Annotated in this window: 19 protein-coding genes, 1 tRNA gene and 2 pseudogenes; 11 read left to right on the forward strand and 11 right to left on the reverse strand. The window is 65.7% G+C overall.

Annotation, left to right across the window (positions count from 1 at the left end; genetic code table 11):
• The first annotated feature begins 155 nt into the window (after window positions 1-155).
• The gene (locus GJ629_RS08510; RefSeq protein ID WP_157512600.1) at window positions 156-698 is read left to right on the forward strand and encodes a CBS domain-containing protein; all 543 of its coding nucleotides are present in this window, start codon (window positions 156-158) and stop codon (window positions 696-698) included.
• Window positions 699-733: 35 nt separating this feature from the next.
• Here GJ629_RS08510 and GJ629_RS08515 read toward each other — a convergent pair.
• Window positions 734-1,545 (reverse strand): annotated as a pseudogene (locus GJ629_RS08515) (nucleoside phosphorylase).
• Window positions 1,542-1,931, reverse strand: coding sequence for a cytidine deaminase (gene cdd / locus GJ629_RS08520; RefSeq protein ID WP_157512601.1), 390 nt, complete (start codon window positions 1,929-1,931; stop codon window positions 1,542-1,544). Before cdd ends, GJ629_RS08515 begins: the two are co-directional and overlap by 4 nt.
• Before the next feature lie 105 nt (window positions 1,932-2,036).
• Between cdd and GJ629_RS08525 the strand changes: the two genes are divergently transcribed.
• A complete protein-coding gene (locus GJ629_RS08525; RefSeq protein WP_157512602.1) occupies window positions 2,037-2,792 on the forward strand; it encodes a DUF5673 domain-containing protein in 756 nt (251 codons plus the stop codon).
• Here the strand turns inward: GJ629_RS08525 and GJ629_RS08530 are convergent.
• The 7 genes from GJ629_RS08530 to GJ629_RS08560 all read right to left on the reverse strand — a co-directional run bounded on the left by GJ629_RS08530 (window position 2,767) and on the right by GJ629_RS08560 (window position 9,161).
• Entirely contained in the window at window positions 2,767-3,534 is a 768-nt protein-coding gene (locus GJ629_RS08530; protein ID WP_157512603.1) for a Nif3-like dinuclear metal center hexameric protein, read from the reverse strand. The two genes, GJ629_RS08525 and GJ629_RS08530, sit on opposite strands and share 26 nt — an antisense overlap.
• Window positions 3,535-3,574: 40 nt before the next feature.
• Window positions 3,575-3,733: a hypothetical protein gene (locus GJ629_RS08535; protein WP_157512604.1), complete on the reverse strand. Its 159-nt coding sequence runs from the start codon at window positions 3,731-3,733 to the stop codon at window positions 3,575-3,577.
• A gap of 5 nt (window positions 3,734-3,738) precedes the next feature.
• Window positions 3,739-4,398: a hypothetical protein gene (locus GJ629_RS08540; RefSeq protein WP_157512605.1), complete on the reverse strand. Its 660-nt coding sequence runs from the start codon at window positions 4,396-4,398 to the stop codon at window positions 3,739-3,741.
• Between the two features lie 41 nt (window positions 4,399-4,439).
• A complete protein-coding gene (locus GJ629_RS08545; protein WP_370515836.1) occupies window positions 4,440-5,240 on the reverse strand; it encodes an arginase family protein in 801 nt (266 codons plus the stop codon).
• Window positions 5,241-5,246: 6 nt separating this feature from the next.
• On the reverse strand, window positions 5,247-5,621 hold the full coding sequence (locus tag GJ629_RS08550) for a translation initiation factor IF-5A (RefSeq protein ID WP_157512606.1): 375 nt from the start codon (window positions 5,619-5,621) through the stop codon (window positions 5,247-5,249).
• A 46-nt stretch (window positions 5,622-5,667) separates the two neighbouring features.
• A complete protein-coding gene (locus GJ629_RS08555; RefSeq protein ID WP_157512607.1) occupies window positions 5,668-6,069 on the reverse strand; it encodes a hypothetical protein in 402 nt (133 codons plus the stop codon).
• A gap of 68 nt (window positions 6,070-6,137) precedes the next feature.
• Window positions 6,138-9,161 carry an MMPL family transporter gene (locus GJ629_RS08560; RefSeq protein WP_157512608.1) on the reverse strand — a complete coding sequence of 1,008 codons (3,024 nt, stop codon included), beginning with the start codon at window positions 9,159-9,161 and terminating at the stop codon, window positions 6,138-6,140.
• 267 nt (window positions 9,162-9,428) lie between these two features.
• Here GJ629_RS08560 and GJ629_RS08565 point away from each other — a divergent pair, with 267 nt between their 5' ends.
• From GJ629_RS08565 to GJ629_RS08570, 3 genes are all read left to right on the forward strand, one after another.
• Window positions 9,429-9,878 (forward strand): hypothetical protein, encoded by a 450-nt coding sequence (locus GJ629_RS08565; RefSeq protein WP_157512609.1) that lies wholly within the window; start codon window positions 9,429-9,431, stop codon window positions 9,876-9,878.
• A 79-nt stretch (window positions 9,879-9,957) separates the two neighbouring features.
• Window positions 9,958-10,101: a hypothetical protein gene (locus GJ629_RS16155; RefSeq protein WP_197428511.1), complete on the forward strand. Its 144-nt coding sequence runs from the start codon at window positions 9,958-9,960 to the stop codon at window positions 10,099-10,101.
• 71 nt (window positions 10,102-10,172) lie between these two features.
• A complete protein-coding gene (locus GJ629_RS08570) occupies window positions 10,173-10,553 on the forward strand; it encodes a helix-turn-helix domain-containing protein (RefSeq protein ID WP_157512610.1) in 381 nt (126 codons plus the stop codon).
• On the opposite strand, the gene GJ629_RS08575 is transcribed toward GJ629_RS08570, so the two are convergent.
• Window positions 10,550-11,116 (reverse strand): response regulator transcription factor, encoded by a 567-nt coding sequence (locus GJ629_RS08575; protein WP_157512611.1) that lies wholly within the window; start codon window positions 11,114-11,116, stop codon window positions 10,550-10,552. The two genes, GJ629_RS08570 and GJ629_RS08575, sit on opposite strands and share 4 nt — an antisense overlap.
• 127 nt (window positions 11,117-11,243) lie before the next feature.
• Between GJ629_RS08575 and GJ629_RS08580 the strand changes: the two genes are divergently transcribed.
• Complete coding sequence (locus GJ629_RS08580; protein ID WP_231754560.1) at window positions 11,244-11,507, forward strand: hypothetical protein; 264 nt, start codon at window positions 11,244-11,246, stop codon at window positions 11,505-11,507.
• On the opposite strand, the pseudogene GJ629_RS08585 reads toward GJ629_RS08580, so the two are convergent.
• Window positions 11,508-12,379 (reverse strand): annotated as a pseudogene (locus GJ629_RS08585) (NAD(+)/NADH kinase).
• Between the two features lie 124 nt (window positions 12,380-12,503).
• Here GJ629_RS08585 and GJ629_RS08590 point away from each other — a divergent pair.
• From GJ629_RS08590 to GJ629_RS17025, 5 genes are all read left to right on the forward strand, one after another.
• Window positions 12,504-13,604 carry a KaiC domain-containing protein gene (locus GJ629_RS08590; protein ID WP_157512613.1) on the forward strand — a complete coding sequence of 367 codons (1,101 nt, stop codon included), beginning with the start codon at window positions 12,504-12,506 and terminating at the stop codon, window positions 13,602-13,604.
• A 46-nt stretch (window positions 13,605-13,650) separates the two neighbouring features.
• A tRNA-Leu gene (locus GJ629_RS08595) sits at window positions 13,651-13,735 on the forward strand.
• A gap of 149 nt (window positions 13,736-13,884) precedes the next feature.
• Entirely contained in the window at window positions 13,885-14,043 is a 159-nt protein-coding gene (locus GJ629_RS16160; RefSeq protein ID WP_197428512.1) for a hypothetical protein, read from the forward strand.
• Window positions 14,044-14,115: 72 nt separating this feature from the next.
• Window positions 14,116-14,634, forward strand: coding sequence for a DUF5813 family protein (locus GJ629_RS08600; protein WP_157512614.1), 519 nt, complete (start codon window positions 14,116-14,118; stop codon window positions 14,632-14,634).
• 206 nt (window positions 14,635-14,840) lie between these two features.
• Window positions 14,841-15,098 carry a hypothetical protein gene (locus tag GJ629_RS17025; protein WP_157512615.1) on the forward strand — a complete coding sequence of 86 codons (258 nt, stop codon included), beginning with the start codon at window positions 14,841-14,843 and terminating at the stop codon, window positions 15,096-15,098.
• Window positions 15,099-15,432: the final 334 nt, after the last annotated feature.

The raw sequence follows: 15,432 nt of genomic DNA on the forward strand, positions 1-15,432 counted from the left end.
ACCGACGGCCGGGGGCGACAACTGATAGTGTTTATTGTTAGGGTCATTTCGGTATCGACCGCCCGACATCGGGCGGTCGCACCGGTAAACAGCTACAATAAACACTATGAGCGACGGCCGGTGGATTTTTGTATTACCTCTGGTAATCGGAGCGTATGGAACTCCCGACTTCCGAGGACCTACGCGAACGGCGGACGGAACTCGGACTCACCCAGAGCGAACTCGCCGACCGCGCCGACGTGTCCCAGCCGTTGATCGCCCGTATCGAGGGCGGGGACGTGGACCCGCGGCTGTCGACCCTCCGGCGCATCGTCGAGGCCTTAGACGAGGCGGAGGGGGGCATCCTGCGGGCCCGTGACCTGATGCACGAGGACGTGGCAGCCGTCGCGCCGGACGACTCCGTCCACAGCGCCAAAGCGCTGATGGACGAACGCGGGTACTCGCAGGTCCCCGTCGTTCGCGACGGCATCCCCCAAGGGCTGATCGGCAACCGCGACATCCGTCAGCGACCCGAGGACGACGTGGGCGAGTTGCCCGTCGCCGAGGTGATGCACGAGTCCATCACGACGGTCGAACCGACCGCCACCTTCGACGAAGTCGACAGCGCTCTCGACCACAAGGCCGCCGTGCTGGTCGTCGAAGGCGGTCGAACAATCGGCATCATCACCGACGCCGACATCGCCGCCCACATAAGCTGAGGTATTCGTCTCCGACTCGCTCCGGACGCTCCTCCTCACAGCCCCGAATCGGCGTGCCAGCGACCGCCCTCGTCGGCCGCCGCGTCCATCGACGCCAGTATCGAGACGGCCTCGGAGGCCGTCGCCGCCGCCCGTCGCTCGCCCACCGTCCGGAACTCGCCCGTCTCGCGGTTGGCGTAGACGGTACACACTGCTCCCGCCCGTAGCCCGTAGACGTTGGCCAGCGTCAGTATCGCGCTGGCCTCCATCTCGAAGTTCAGGACGTTTGCCCGCCGGAGTTCCGCGATCCGTTCCTCGCTCCCGCTGGCCTCGAACCCCTCGAACCCGGGTCGCTCTGGCCCGCGTAGAACGAGTCCGTCGAACAGGTCAGACCGACGTGGTAGTCGTGGCCGAGCCGCTCGGCGGCGGTGATCAGCGCCGTCACGACGGCGTGGTCGGCGACGGCCGGGTACCCCTCCCGGACGTACTCGGCGCTGGTCCCCTCCTGTCGGACCGCCCCGGTCGTGATGATCAGGTCGCCCACCTCGGCCTCCGGTTGGATGGCGCCGCAGGAGCCGACCCGGATCAGCGTGTCCGCGCCGACGCGGGCGAGTTCTTCGACGGCGATGGCGGCCGACGGACTGCCGATACCCGTCGACGTGACCGAGATGGGCGTCCCCTCGTACTCCCCCGTCGCCGTCCGGTACTCCCGGTGGTCGCCCACCACGTCGTGGCCGTCCCACCCGTCGGTTATCTTCTCGATGCGCTCGGGGTCGCCGGGGAGGAGGACGCTGTCGGCCACGTCTCCGGACCCGACCCCGAGGTGGTACTGCTCGTCGTCGTTCGGGTCCTCGGCGTCGCCTGTCATCGGTCGAGATGGGCCTTCGTGATGGTGTTCGGCAGCAGTTCGCCGAGCCGATACTCCGTCGTCGTCTCGCCTTCGTCGCAGTAGATGGGGAACTCCTCGCCACAGAACTCCGCCAGCGTCTGGCGGCACATCCCGCAGGGCGTGACGCCGTCGCGTTCGCCCGAGGAGACGGCGATGGCGGCGAACTCGCGGTGGCCGTCGCGGACGGCCGCGCTGATGGCCAGTTCCTCGGCGTGGACGCTGTTGGAGTAGTTGGCGTTCTCGACGTTACAGCCGGTGTAGACGGTGCCGTCGGCCGTCTCGATGGCCGCGCCGACGTTGTACTCCGAGTAGGGGGCGTAGCCGCCCTCGGCGGCCTCGCGGGCCTTCTCGACGAGATGATCCATACCGGCACCCTCGGCGGCGGCCACAATAAGGCTGTGTCCGCCCACGGTTTCACGACGGGAAACTCTGCCTCACGGCCTTTAGTGGTGGCACGCGATGGTCGGGATATGAGACGCACCGCCCTCCGTGCGCTCGCGGTCGCTTACGTCGCGTTGTTGGTCGCGCCCCTCCCGGCGACAGTGTCCGACCCGACGCTGCCCACGTTCGCCGCCGGTGGCGTTATCGGCGTCGTCCTCGGCGGCGCGGTGACCGACCGCTACGACCCCTACGACTACTTCGAGTCGCTCCCGCGAGCGGTCGTCGGCTTCGTCGTCCCGTTCGCGTGGGTTCCGGTCGGCGTAGACTCGGGCAGCGAACTGTTCTGGATACTCGGACTGCTCGCCGCGCTCGCGTGGGTCGGCGCGGCCGTGGCCGCCATCGCCGTCCGCCAACAGGAAGTCCGCGAGCGAGTCACGACTATCGTCTCCTTTGCGGCCCGACCGCCGGCGAAAACCCGTCGGCAGACACAGATCGCAGTCGGGGTGTTCGCCGCACTGGCCGTCGCTGGCATCGCCGTGATGCTCTATCTCGGTGGCGATATCGAGCCGACGACGTGGCTGACGCTCACCCCCGTCTGGATCGTCGCACTGTTCTCCGAGAACGAACAGGCGGTCGCCGTCACCGACGAGGGGCTACTGGTGCAGGGCTCGTTACAGCGCTGGGAGACCGTCGCCGGCTACGAACTGACCGACGAGCAACTCGTCGTCGAACGGACGAAGTGGTACCACGGCGACCGGACGTACGACCCCTCGGACATCGAGGATATCGACGCCGTCACGGACGCGCTGGACCGCTGTCTCACAGGCCGGTCGGTTCGTGGATGAACGTCGTGTTCGGCCCCCACTCCTCGACCCGTTCCTGGAGAGCTTTCACGCCGAACGTCTCGGTCGCGTAGTGGCCGGCGAGAAAGACGTTGACGCCGTACTCCCGAGCGAGGTGGTAGGCCTTCTGCTTGCCCTCGCCGGTGACGAAGGCGTCGACGCCGGCCTCGGCGGCGTCCTCTAGCCAGTCGACGCCGCTGCCGGTGACGATGGCGACGTCCGCTATCTCCTCGGGGCCGAAATCCAGCACCTGGACGCCCTCGCCGCCGTGGGCGAGTTCGCCCTCGAGCAGGTTCCGCAGGGCGTCGACGCTGTAGGCGTCGGGGGCGACGCCCCGTTGGCCGATGTGGACGGGGCCGAGTTCGCCGAACGGTTCGGTCCGGTCGAGTTCCAGTAGGCGCGCCAGTCCGGCCGCGTTACCCAGCGTCTGGTGGCCGTCCAGCGGGAGGTGGGAGACGTACAGCGCGGTGCCGGCCTCGACGAGCGGTTTCAGTCGGCGGTAGTGGGTGCCCGTCACCCGGTCGATGCCGCCCCACGAGATGCCGTGGTGGGTGACCAGCAGGTCGGCCTGTGCGGCGACGGCCTCGTCTATCGTCTTCTCGGCCGCGTCGACGGCGAACGCGACCCGTGTGACCGAGTGGTCTTCCGGACCGACCTGCAGGCCGTTCTCGCTGGCGTCGACGTCGGCGTACTCGGTCGTCCGGAGGCGTTCGTCGAGACGGGAACAGAGCGCACCACAGTCCATAGCCCCCGGTTGTGTCGGCAGCGGGGTAGCTATTGCGGTGTCAGTTCCGGACCAGTTCGTCGCCGCGGTCTTCGACCACGCCGCGGTCGACCAGCGCCCGGATCACGGCGTGACAGGTCGGTTCGTCGATGCCGTAGGCGCTCGACGCGACGACGACGAGTTCGTCTATCTCGACGGGGAACTCGCGGTTCTGGAGCAACCTGACTATCTTGTTGAACTCGGCCTTTTCGTAGTCGGTCGTCTCCGCCTCGTCGTCCTCGGCCGTGTCGGTCGCCGTCTCGTCCTCTGTCTCCGCCTCGTCGTCTTCGACCGTTTCGACTCCTTCCTCCTCGGCCGCGCGACCACCGTCTCCCCCTCGCTGTCGTTCGCCTCGACCGTCCCGTCGTCTTCGTCGGCTTCCCCCGCCCAACCATCGCCGTCGCTCGTCTCGTTGTCGCCCATCTCGCTGTCGCTCTCGTCGCCTCCCTCGCTCCCGACCGTCGCGGCCTCGGCACCGCCCTCGGCGACCGCGTCCTCGTTCTCGCCGTCGTCCTCGGCCTCCGTGGCACCGTTCTCGGTCCCGTCGACGTCGACGAGCGGGTCGTCCGTCACTTCGAGGCTGTCGCCCTCGACCGCTTGGACGTCGGTCGCAGTCATCGGGTCGTCCTCGGGACCGGCCGCCACCGCCTCGGGGTCGCGGTCGTCGTCGAACACCGCCGAGACGACGCGTTCGATAACGTCGGTGAGCTTCCGCCGGCAGGTCGGACACAGGACGATTCGGTGGTCGGTGTCGATGTCGTAGCGTTCGGACTCGACCAGCGAGTACTCCGCGACCGACGCGTCGACGGCGTCCCCACAGAAGTAACACGACGAGAGCCGTTCCATACCCCGGTGATGCACCTCGGGGCTAATAGTTCACTCGGCCGTCACCCCTCGGCGTGGGCGAAGACGAACGAGCGGAGGAGCTTCGCCCCGAGGACGGCCGCCTGCCCGTCGTCGCGGTCGTTGACCTCGACCACGTCGAACCCGACGGCTCCGGGGGCGACCGACCGGACGACCGACCGCATCGTCGCCGCGTCGAGGCCGAACGGTTCCAGCGTCCCGGTCCCCGGCGCGACACTCGGGTCGGCGGCGTCGATGTCGACGGTCAAGTACACGTCCTGGTCCTCGAAGTCCGGCTCCCAGTCGGCGACGGCCGACGGTTCGACGACGGTCACCTCTGGGTCTGTCGCACGGTCCCACTCGCTCTCGCTGCCCGCCCGCGCCCCGAGGACGACGACTTCCTCGGCCACGTCGAGGGCGTGGTGCATCACCGTCGCGTGGCTGTAGGGGTTGCCGGCGAACGAGTCCCGCAGGTCGAGGTGGGCGTCCAGCGAGACGACTACGTCGGGGTCGGTCGCGCGGATGCCGGCGATTGAGACGGTGTGTTCACCGCCGAGGAGCAACGGGACCGCCGGGGCTCGGTCCCGGATGTCGCCGGTCAGGAAGGTGAGATACTCCGCGGCGTCGTCGCCGGGCCGGACGTCGCCGGCGTCGGCCACACCGAGGTCGGTGAACTGCGCGCCGGTGTGGTGGTCGTAATCCTCGAACGACCGGGCGAGTTGCCGCATCCGGTCGGGACCGAAACGGGTCCCCGGCTGGTAGGTCGTCGAGATGTCGAGCGGTGCGCCGACGACGACGTAGTCGGCGTCATCGGTGTCGGCGACGGCGCCCGGAAACGAACGCACGGTCGATCAGACGATCTTTCGCTGGCCCTCGTACTCGAGGAACTCGATCTGGTCGTCGGGTTCGAGGTCCTCGTCGCCCGGGTTGACCATCACGAAGGTGTCGTAGCTCTCGAGGTCCATAACCTGCAGTTCGTCGTCGTCGACGTTGACGACCTGTCCCTGCTTCCGGTTGATGATCGGGACCCAGACCTTGGCGTCGACCGGCTGGGAGAGCGAGCGCTTCTTGCCGTCGAAGACGCCCTTACCGTCGATTCGGGCCTTCGCGCTGCCGTGTTTACCGGGCTTGGCCGTGGAGTAGGAGGTAATCTTGCTGGGTGTCTCGTCCATCATCACGTAGCTGCCTTCGTCCAGTTCGCGGACCTCGGTCTGCTGTTTCGCCATACCGCCTCGTTGTCCGTGTGCCAGTATAAACGGTTTGGAACGAGCTTCACAGGCCGAGCGCGCGCTCGGCAGCCTGTACCGTCGCGGCCGTCTGCCCCTCGTAACCGGCCTTCCGGGAGCGCCGACCGAAGGCGTTGGTCACGACTGCGCTCGCGTCGTCGCCGATTACGCGGACCACGTCCCCGACACCCATCGCCGCCAACTCCTGCTGGGCGGCCGCGATGGGTTTCGCCGCCTCCGGCGACGGCGGACTGAACGTCGATACGTCGTTGATGATGGCGAACCCGTCGTCCAAGGACTGAGCCGCCGCGACCGTCTCGTCGGCCGCGCGCTGCATCCGCTGTTCGTCGATGGCCCCGTTCAGCGTCAGGTACAGGGTGTTCGTCGCCTCGTCCGCTCTGATCTCGTAGGACCCGTCGTCACCGAAGGTGGTATCGTCGATTGCCATACGATATCCTTCGGCGCTCGGGGTATAGCGACACCACCTAACAGGTAAGCGAAAAACGGCGCGTGCGGTCAGTCGTCGGTCGGCGTGCTGTCGGCGGCCCCGTCGGGGGCAGTGTTGTCGGTGAGTTTCTCCGCCGGGCCGACGTAGCGCGTCCAGACGACGAGCAGGCTCGGGAGGACGAGCACGCTCGCCAGGAAGGCGTAGATGATGGTCAGCCCAGTGATGACGCCGAACTGCTGGAGCGGCGGCAACAGCGCGACCGCGAGGGTCCCGAAGCCACCGACCGTCGTCGCGGCGCTACCCAGCAGCGCCCCGCCGGTCCCGGTGACCGACCGGTCCATCGCTTCCCACGCGGAGTCGGTCCGCTCCAGTTCCTGATTGTACCGTTCGGAGAGGTGGATGCTGTAGGCCACCCCGAGCCCGATTGTGAGGCTGGTGATCAGCCCCGTCAGGATGTTGAACGGGATGCCGAGCAGGTACATCGTCCCGAGGATCCACGAGACGCTCAACAGCACCGGGAGCAGCGTCACGGCCCCCAACGTCGCGCTGCCGTCGGTGATCCGGTAGACGATCATCAGGAACGCGAACACCGAGACGAGCGTGATGAGCAGGCTCTCGAAGACGGTGTCCAGCAACTGCTGTTGGATGATCTCGAAGATGATCGTCTGTCCGGTGGCGACGACGCTGACCTCGCCGCCCGACGCGGTCGAGGCGACGCTACGCATCTGGTCGGTCGTGTCGGCGCTGCTCGCGGTCCCCTTGATGGTCACCGTGATGCGCGCGGCCTGATAGTCGTAGCCACCCTGTCCGTCCTCGACGCGGTGGAGCACCTGATTGGCCTGCTCGGGTGCTTGCGCGAACAGCGCGTCGTAGACGCCGGTGACGTTCTCCTCGGGGATGCCGTCGCCGTCGGTGTCGTGTTCGGTGACGGTCCGGTTCAGTACCCCGTCGGGATTCTGCTCGCGCGTGATGTTGATCACTGTCAGCGGACTCTGGACGGCCGCTTCGTCGTCCGAGCGGACGAGCGTCACCTCCTTGTCCGCGGCGGCGGCCTGTCCGGTCTTGATCCGCTCTAATCCGTCGGGACTCGCCACGCCGCCGCGGTACAGCAGGTCCGCCGAGGAGTCCTCCCGCTGGAAGCGCTCGTTGACGTACTCTAAGTTCTCCTTCGCGGAGTAGTCGCCGGGCGCGAACGGTTCGGGCAGGTCTTTCATCCAGTCCGGCGGGTCGTCAGAGAGGAAGTCCGACTGTTCGAAGGAGGTATCGACCTGCGAGGCTCCGTACGCGCCGCCGGCGCTGACCAGCAACGCGATGACCAAGACCACGTACGGCGCTTTCTTCGCGCCCGTCGATCCGATCTTGAGGATCTCGCCGAACCGACCGCCTCCGGTCCCGATGGCCCGTTTCTTGCGGTCGATCCCACGGTTTTCGAGGAACTGGTCGATCTCTATTTTCAGCGCCGGCACTAGCACGCCGAACACCAAGAACGCGGCCGTGATGCCGAACGAACTCACGATACCGAAGTCCTGAATCGGCGGGACCGGGCTGACGAGGTTCGACATAAAGCCGATGACCGTCGTCGCGGTCACCAGCGCCAGCGCGACGCCGACGCCGCCGAGCGCGACCCGCATCGACGGGGCCAGCGCGTCGTCGCCTTCACCGAGAGTGAGTCGCTCCTCGCGGTGGCGCATAAAGATGTGGATGGCATAGTCGATACTCAACCCGATCAGCAACACCGGAACCGAGATGAATATCTGGTTGAAGTCGATGCCGAGCCAGCCCATGAAGCCGAACGTCCAGATCAGGACGGTGACGATGCCGGCTAACCCGAGGACGATGTCCAGCACGTCACGGTAGCCAAGCGCCAGCGCGATGAGGACGAACAGCAGCGCGAGCGGGCCGACGATAGCCAGACTGTCGCTCATCGAGCGGTTGGTCTCGTCGGTGATGATCCCGACGCCGAACAGCAGAAACTCCTGTCCGTTGGTCTCCTGACTCGCGAGGTCCTGCATCGCCAGTTGCGAGTCGACGATACGGTCGGTCGCGACGCCCGTCCCGCCCGGCGGCGAGTCGGTCTGCTGGGTGACCAGCATCGTCGTCGCGTTCGCGCTCGTCGAGCCCGGATCGTAGCCTTCGACCGGCATGAACCGGACCGCCTGCGAGGACACGCCGCCGTCGCCGCCGATCGTCGACTCGATCAGCGATTCGAGTTCGCTCTCTTCGAGCGAGTCGAGGTGTTCGATCTGGGCCGACAGCGACGGCTGTGACTGGAGGTCGGTCTGTAACTGCTCCAACTCCGCGCCGGCCGCCGCGATGTACTCGCCTTTCGACTCGAGGATCGAACGGATTCCCTGCCCGATGACCGCCCGTCGCTCGGTTTCGTTCCGGATCGTCCCCGCCTGCGTAGCCGTCTCGTTGATGACTCGCTTGTCCGTCTCGTTCAGGACGAGGTCGGTGTTCGCGTTCGTCTCGGCGAACACCGCGTCGACGGTCGCGTTGGGGTCTTCCAGCAGCGTACTAATCGCCCCGCGGAGCGCCTGCTGGGTCGCCCGACGGGTGGTGTTGTTCTCCAGAATCCGGCCTTGTGTCTCGACCTGTCGGCCGGCCGTCTCGAGCGCTTCCCGCCCGGACGTGCCCGTCGTGTCGAGGAAATCGTACCGGTTCAGTCGCTGTGTCCCCTCGCGGAGGGTCTGCTGGCTTATCGACGTCTGGGCCAGCAAGTTCGCGATGCCGATGGTCGTGGGACCGCTCTTGTTGTACGCGAGCGTCCTGTTTACTGTCTCGTTGTCCCGCAACCGTTGCTGGAACGTCAGTTGCGCGACCAGCGAGTCCTGTGAGAGGACGTTCCCGCCGTCGTTCGCGCGGACGATCACTTGCGCCCGTGTCGTGTTCTCCGGTCCCGTCGAGAAGTTGGCGTCGATGTACCCCTGCGCGTCCGCCTCGTCGGTGTCCGACTGGAACTGGTCCAGCGAGGACTCCTGTTCGACCATCGGTGCCCCTGCCCCGACTGCGGCCGTCAACAGCACCATCACGACGATAGCTATCTTCGTGTGGCCCGTCACCAAGCCGACGATATCGTCGACCATACTCATCGTCTCACCGCCTTTGTTGTTACTTCCATACTAACTACCTTTGTCTGTGGAAGGCGCGCTAATAGGGCTGTTGGTCTCGGCGTGTATCGCGGATGAACGATCGTCGTGAACGAAGAGAGTACCGGGGTGTGCCTCTGAGTTGCCCAGTCACCGTGCACTGACAGGTCCGTCAGCGAAGTGAACTAACCAGTCAGTCAGCAAAAACCTGTCGATGTATCAGCACTCTTCGGACCGCACGTATTCGTACGTCCGGCCCCAACCACAGGTATGTCGGAACGAGGACCGGGAAGCGACGACCCCGGTGTCGTCGAGACAGTCGCCGTCCACGCCGAGGATGTCGTCACGACCGCCGAAGCACGGCTGCGTAGCGACGAGGACGCGGTGTTGCGGTTGACGCCGCCGTTCCACGCCCGGATGCGTGCCCGGATCCACATCCGCCAGCGACGGGCGGGCGACGGCGGCGACGGGCCGACACCCGTCTATGTCCTTCCCGGGGCGTTGCTCGCCGAGGACTGTCCGTCCTATCCTGAGCCACACGAGACGGCCGCCGAGGTGGCGGCCGACGGCGACCCCGACCCGGACCGCCACCACGACCACCACTGCGCGGTTGTCGACCGGTGGCGTTCCGAGGCCGCCGGATCCATCCGGGACCGGGTGACCGTCGCCCACGGTGACCGGACGCTGTCGTTCGGCGTCACCGCCCTCGGCGACCGGTAACCGTGTGGTAAATCAACTCTTAACAATGATCGAACGGTACATACTAACAGGGAGTAACCCACACCGCTCCCGGATCACGATGCCAACCACACAGCCCGACACCGGCGACGAACGGTACGCGGAACTCACACTGGACGACGGAAGTATCGTTATCTACGACACCGAGCGCCCGACAGCGTGGCTCCAGTCGGACGCCGCCGTCTCGCCCGACGCTGTCGCCTGAGGGTCGCGTCCGGGTTACCCATCTCTTCTGAGTTACCAACAGTTATTACCAACTGGGCCGTACAGTGAGATATGACAACGGACGACTCGGAGGAGGTGGCAGTCTGGTGTGCCGGCGACGAGTGGTGTCCGGTGACGGCGACGGCCACGCTGATCGGTCGGAAGTGGCACCCGGTCATCGTCGCGCGCCTCCTCAAACACGGCCCGTCGGGGTTCAACGCCCTGAAGGAGGACGTCGACGGGATATCGAGTAAGGTCCTCTCGGACAGCCTGAGCGACCTCGAGGAGAGTGGTCTCGTCGACCGGAACATCGTCAGCGAGAAGCCGTTTCGCGTGGAGTACGTCCTGACCGAACGGGGTCAGGCGCTGGAACCGGTGATCGAGTCGATGCGCGACTGGGGCGAGGAGCATCTCCTCCCGGCACCCGACAAATCGGCGTCGGTGACGAACTAGCCGGGCGTCCGACCGATCTCGAGGAAGGCGCTGTCGATGTCGTCGAACTGTTCGAGCGCCTCGTCCAGTTCTGTCCGCAACCGTTCGGCACGCTGTCGTAACTGCTCGACGTCCTCGTTTTCCTCCATCGTCGTCGGCGGTTTCTCCTCCTCGAGCAGGGCGAGTTTCGAGGTGACGTTCATGTACTCCGAGAGCCGGTCGTCGTACCGGCTGGCGGCGAGTTGCTGTTCGATAGCGGACTCGAGGTCGGCCTTCTCGACGGGCTTGCAGAGGTAGTCGTCGAACGGCATATCGATTATTTCGAAGTCCGGGTCGACAGCGGTGATCATAATGACCCGGCAATCGAGGCCGCGCTCCCTGATCCGTTCGAGCACGTCGTCGCCGGAGACGTCGGGCATCCGGCGGTCCAACAGCATCACGTCGGTGTCCTCGTCGACGGCCTCCAGTGCGGCCTCCCCGCCGTAGGCCGTATCGGTATCGTACTGGTCGCGCAACCGAAGCGCGTAGACGTCGGCGACTTCCTTCTCGTCGTCGACGACGAGAACGGAGGCGTCAGAGTCCATAGTACGCCACTCGGGGGCCACGGGCATAAAACGTTCTGACGGCGTGGCCCGGGCGGTAACGGAAGTTTAAAGATTGCCACCCGGCGATTGTCGGACACGAATGGTTTCGCACGTGTCACTGCAGCTGATGGACAACATCCTGCTGCAGTACAACATCGGGGACGTGTTCCTGCTTCTGTTCGGCCTGACACTGCTCGGCGTGCTGGTGCTCCGGTCCCGAAAGGTCCTGTCGCTCCACGCCGGCGTGTTCGGACTGCTGTTCGTCCTCACGCCTGTCGGATCGCTCGGTATCGCCGAGGGAAGCCTGCTGAGCGAACCGTTGGCGTACAAGTTCCTCGGACTGGTGTTGGTGCTCGCCTCGCCGATCCTCTATACGACCGCCCGCCGGTGATCAGGACAGCTTTTCGAGCGCGGTAAAGAAGTCCAGCGGCGGCCCTGCGACGCGGACCGGATCGGCCGCGAGCGTCACACTGAACTGCGCCGGCGGTTCGACCGTCTCCGTGACCCGCCCGTCGCTGACGACCGACGCCGTCTCGGCGTTCTCGACCCGGATCGTTATCTCGCTGTCCTCGTCGACGACCAGCGGCGGCATCTCCCGTTCGGCGGCCATCTCCGTGACGACCATCGCCCGCACGTCCGGGTGGACAAGCGGGCCGCTCTCGCTGAGGTTGTACGCCGTCGACCCGGTCGGGGTGGCCACGAGGACCCCGTCGGCCTGCCCGCTCGTGTACAGCGAGCCGTCGACGCGGACGGTGACGCCCAGTCCGTTCCCGTGGCCGCGTTGTGGCCCCTGAACGACGACTTCGTTGAGCGCCGGCGGGAGCGTCCACCCCTCGCCGCGGGCCTGCACACGCGGCATCGTCCGGGTCGCGTCTCACCGTCGGCCCTGAGGTCTGCGACGACGGACTCGACGACGTCGACGGCGTCCGCCGGTGCGACGGCGTTGAGGAAGCCGACTTCGCCGAGATTGACCCCGACGATCGGCGTGTCGCCGACGCCCCGGGCGGCGAACAGGAACGTGCCGTCGCCGCCGATGCTGACCACCAGATCACACCGGTCGAGGGCGTCGACGTCGATCGGCTCGAAGTCGGGCGTATCACGGGATTTCCCGCCGTAGGAACTGCGTTCCTCGTCGGACAGTGCCGCCGCGGTGACCGTGTCGACGGCCACCTCGACGCCGTCCTCCTGCAAACTCCGACCGATGGCGGTCGCGAGTGATCGTGCGCGCGGATTCCCCTTCTGAGCGACGATCCCGACGTACATACCCCCAGCTACTCCACCGGGGTAAATAAACCCGGCCGAGTCCGTCCGAGCGACGGACAAACATTAATCCCACTCGCCGATAAGGGGTAGCTATGGTTGGGCCGACCGGCCAGGGAGGCCATCGATGAGCGAGGACGATAGTGACGACTGGTTCGAGAGCGCCTTCGAGGACGAGGACAACGCGCCCGACGAGAGCGCCGACGACGCGTCCGACGAGAGCGACGCGGACGCTCCCGACGACACGGGCGGCGGGGATCCCTTCTCGAACGACGCGAGCAGCAGCGAGAGCCCGTTCGACGGGGAACCAGCGGGAGAGAGCCCCTTCGACGACGATGGGTCTGGCGGCGAGAGCCCCTTCGACGACGATGGGTCTGGCGGCGAGAGCCCCTTCGACGACGGCGAGGATGCCCTCGACGACGGCGAGGAGGGCGGGTCGCTGTTCGACGACGACTTCTCCAGTGCGATGAGTTCCGCGGGCGGCGGTGACGGCGGCGGCGAGACTGATTTCGACGACGAGAATCTGGACTCGGACATCCCGCGGATCGACCTCGGTATCGCCGGACTGGACCAGATGATCCACGGCGGGATTCCGGAACGGCATCTCATCGTCTCCATCGGGTCTCCCGGGACCGGCAAGACCACCTTCGGGTTGCAGTTCCTCTACCACGGCCTCCAGCAGGACCAGAACGCCGTGTTCATCACGCTCGAACAGAGCCGCGAGGCCATCCTCGACACCGCCAACGAGCGCGGGTGGGAGTTCGACCGCTACGAGGAAGAGGACAAACTCGCTATCGTCGACTTAGACCCCGTCGAGATGGCCAACAGCCTCGACAACATCCGCGGGGAGATGCCACAACTCATCCGGGAGTTCGACGCCGAACGCCTCGTGCTCGACTCCGTCTCGCTGCTTGAGATGATGTACGACGATCAGTCCAAGCGCCGGACCGAGGTGTTCGACTTCACGCGGTCGCTGAAATCCGCCGGCGTGACGACGATGCTGACCAGCGAGGCCGCCGAGAACAACCCCTACGCCTCCCGGCACGGCATTATCGAGTACCTCACCGACGCGGTGTTCGTCCTCCAGTACGTCCGCGGCGACACCCAAGAGACGCGTCTCGCCGTCGAGATACAGAAGATACGGAACGCAAACCACTCCCGTCAGACCAAGCCCTACGAGATAACGCTCGACGGCATCGACGTCTACCAGCAGGCGAGCATCTTCTGACGCGGACCGAAAAGGCCATCCGGCACGCACTCTCACCCCGGAACGCGCGAGGGTGGCTGAGCTTGGCCAAAGGCGGCGGGCTTAAGACCCGCTCCCGTAGGGGTCCATGGGTTCGAATCCCATCCCTCGCATCTGGTACCTCGGACGAACACCCGAGGTAACTCGTTCGTCCCGTACCCGTCGTGAAACTGTTCATTAATGTTCACGATATAAACACCTTTGAGTATGGGTGTTGTAAACACACTTGCATTCGGTCATCCGTGAGGGTGGAGGTCCAGATATGCAGCAGGAAACGGACGTACGAGAGGGGAATCAACCAGTCGCTGTTCACCTCGAGTCTGCGCTCCAGACCGACGACAGCGCACAGAAGAACTACCACGTCAGACAGGCGATGCAGTTGCTAATCGCAACTGAGGACGCGACAGCAGTCGGCGACTGACGGACGGCGGTCCGGGTGTGTCGGGCCGGCCGAGACGACGTGCATATGGGGCTGACGGCGCTACCGGTTGGTATGACCGAGCAGACACCGACTGCGGCGAGGGAGGCTTTCGAAACTGCCGACGCCATCGACGCGACCGGGGACCGCTACCGAGTGACGAGTACGCCCTTCGACGGGTGGGTCGAGGCCGCCGAGGCCGACGCGGAGTGGGCGTTGCAGTACACGGTCACCGTCGAGGTGCCGACGCTGCAGTCGGTGACCGAGGGGGCGGTCGGCCCGGCCGTCCTCGATGGGTGGCGCGACACGCTGGAACGCCGACTGGCCGACGCGCCGGGCGCGACGCGGGTCAGCGTCGACCTCGACAGCCTCGACGTGCGCGAGGTGGCTGACACCGTCGTCGTCGAGTACGTGTTCACGCTCGGGTCGCCCGACACCGCCGCGGCCGTCGCCAAGACGTTCGTCGAGTACGTCGAAGGGACCTACGTCGAGGGCATCGTCCCGGGCTACGAGTACACCGGCGTCGCCGCGGACCTCCTGTCGAACGCCCAGTCCGGCGGTGCCGAGGGCGAACGCGGCGGGACACCGCTGTAGGTGGGTCACTTTCGTTGTCAGACTACGGAGACTGTGTATCTCCGGAACGTGGCATAGAACGATTCGCTACCCTCTGTCTAAGCCTTGGTAAGACTCGCGTGCAAGATACAGAGCACGAATGCAGCAGTCGGGGACTGGCGGAACAACGGAGGAGCAAGTAGTACCACGCCCCAGAATATATATGAAAGTTAGAATGATATTCTGTTATGGAAAACTATCGGAGTACAAGGACCCAACGTATCATCTCGGTCGGTCTGGCAGTGTTGGGTGGTGTTATTCTCTGGACTGTGTTTATCGGAGACATCACCTTGATACCGTATACGGGAAACATACCCGATGGCCCCATTTCGATCTTCGTGGGCGTTCTCCTCCTGCTCACCGGACTCAAAGGCATCTTTGACCCTGAAAGTACGATTCCCACTAACACGACCGAAGGAGGTGGCAGCGAAGGTGGCGGCGAGTAACTCGTCCGACGACGTGTTCTACTCGCCCGTGTTAACCGGGTTCACTACGCCGTGACGGTTGGCCTCGGGCTCACACTGAACTGACTCTCTGTATGCAGCACGACTACTGAATCTTATCGGCACCTGTGGGTTTCGACGAGACCACTTCCACAGCAGCCGCCGGCGGTGCGGTGGCCGCGAGCGCCCGCCCGTGGCGCCACCGGGAGACTTCGTCTCCCGAGCCTCGTGGTGCAACTGCGAGACGCCGTGGAAGGGCAGGCCTGCCGTCGCGGTGCGGTCGCGGAGCCACCAGCACGAGTTACTCGACCGAGCGATAGCGAGGTCGAGGTGTTTT

The sequence above is a fragment of the Halapricum sp. CBA1109 genome (assembly GCF_009741825.1).
Classification (GTDB): Archaea; Halobacteriota; Halobacteria; order Halobacteriales; family Haloarculaceae; genus Halapricum.

What these genes read in the sequence shown, in the direction of transcription:
- GJ629_RS08510 (WP_157512600.1), top strand. Translation starts at nt 156, where the DNA reads ATGGAACTCCCGACTTCCGAGGACCTACGCGAACGGCGGACGGAACTC.
- GJ629_RS17025 (WP_157512615.1), top strand. Translation starts at nt 14,841, where the DNA reads ATGGAAAACTATCGGAGTACAAGGACCCAACGTATCATCTCGGTCGGT.
- GJ629_RS08600 (WP_157512614.1), top strand. Translation starts at nt 14,116, where the DNA reads ATGACCGAGCAGACACCGACTGCGGCGAGGGAGGCTTTCGAAACTGCC.
- GJ629_RS08590 (WP_157512613.1), top strand. Translation starts at nt 12,504, where the DNA reads ATGAGCGAGGACGATAGTGACGACTGGTTCGAGAGCGCCTTCGAGGAC.
- GJ629_RS08555 (WP_157512607.1), bottom strand. Translation starts at nt 6,069, where the DNA reads ATGGCAATCGACGATACCACCTTCGGTGACGACGGGTCCTACGAGATC.
- GJ629_RS08575 (WP_157512611.1), bottom strand. Translation starts at nt 11,116, where the DNA reads ATGGACTCTGACGCCTCCGTTCTCGTCGTCGACGACGAGAAGGAAGTC.
- GJ629_RS08525 (WP_157512602.1), top strand. Translation starts at nt 2,037, where the DNA reads ATGAGACGCACCGCCCTCCGTGCGCTCGCGGTCGCTTACGTCGCGTTG.
- GJ629_RS08570 (WP_157512610.1), top strand. Translation starts at nt 10,173, where the DNA reads ATGACAACGGACGACTCGGAGGAGGTGGCAGTCTGGTGTGCCGGCGAC.
- GJ629_RS16155 (WP_197428511.1), top strand. Translation starts at nt 9,958, where the DNA reads ATGCCAACCACACAGCCCGACACCGGCGACGAACGGTACGCGGAACTC.
- GJ629_RS16160 (WP_197428512.1), top strand. Translation starts at nt 13,885, where the DNA reads ATGCAGCAGGAAACGGACGTACGAGAGGGGAATCAACCAGTCGCTGTT.
- cdd (WP_157512601.1), bottom strand. Translation starts at nt 1,931, where the DNA reads ATGGATCATCTCGTCGAGAAGGCCCGCGAGGCCGCCGAGGGCGGCTAC.
- GJ629_RS08565 (WP_157512609.1), top strand. Translation starts at nt 9,429, where the DNA reads ATGTCGGAACGAGGACCGGGAAGCGACGACCCCGGTGTCGTCGAGACA.
- GJ629_RS08560 (WP_157512608.1), bottom strand. Translation starts at nt 9,161, where the DNA reads ATGAGTATGGTCGACGATATCGTCGGCTTGGTGACGGGCCACACGAAG.
- GJ629_RS08540 (WP_157512605.1), bottom strand. Translation starts at nt 4,398, where the DNA reads ATGGAACGGCTCTCGTCGTGTTACTTCTGTGGGGACGCCGTCGACGCG.
- GJ629_RS08580 (WP_231754560.1), top strand. Translation starts at nt 11,244, where the DNA reads ATGGACAACATCCTGCTGCAGTACAACATCGGGGACGTGTTCCTGCTT.
- GJ629_RS08530 (WP_157512603.1), bottom strand. Translation starts at nt 3,534, where the DNA reads ATGGACTGTGGTGCGCTCTGTTCCCGTCTCGACGAACGCCTCCGGACG.
- GJ629_RS08550 (WP_157512606.1), bottom strand. Translation starts at nt 5,621, where the DNA reads ATGGCGAAACAGCAGACCGAGGTCCGCGAACTGGACGAAGGCAGCTAC.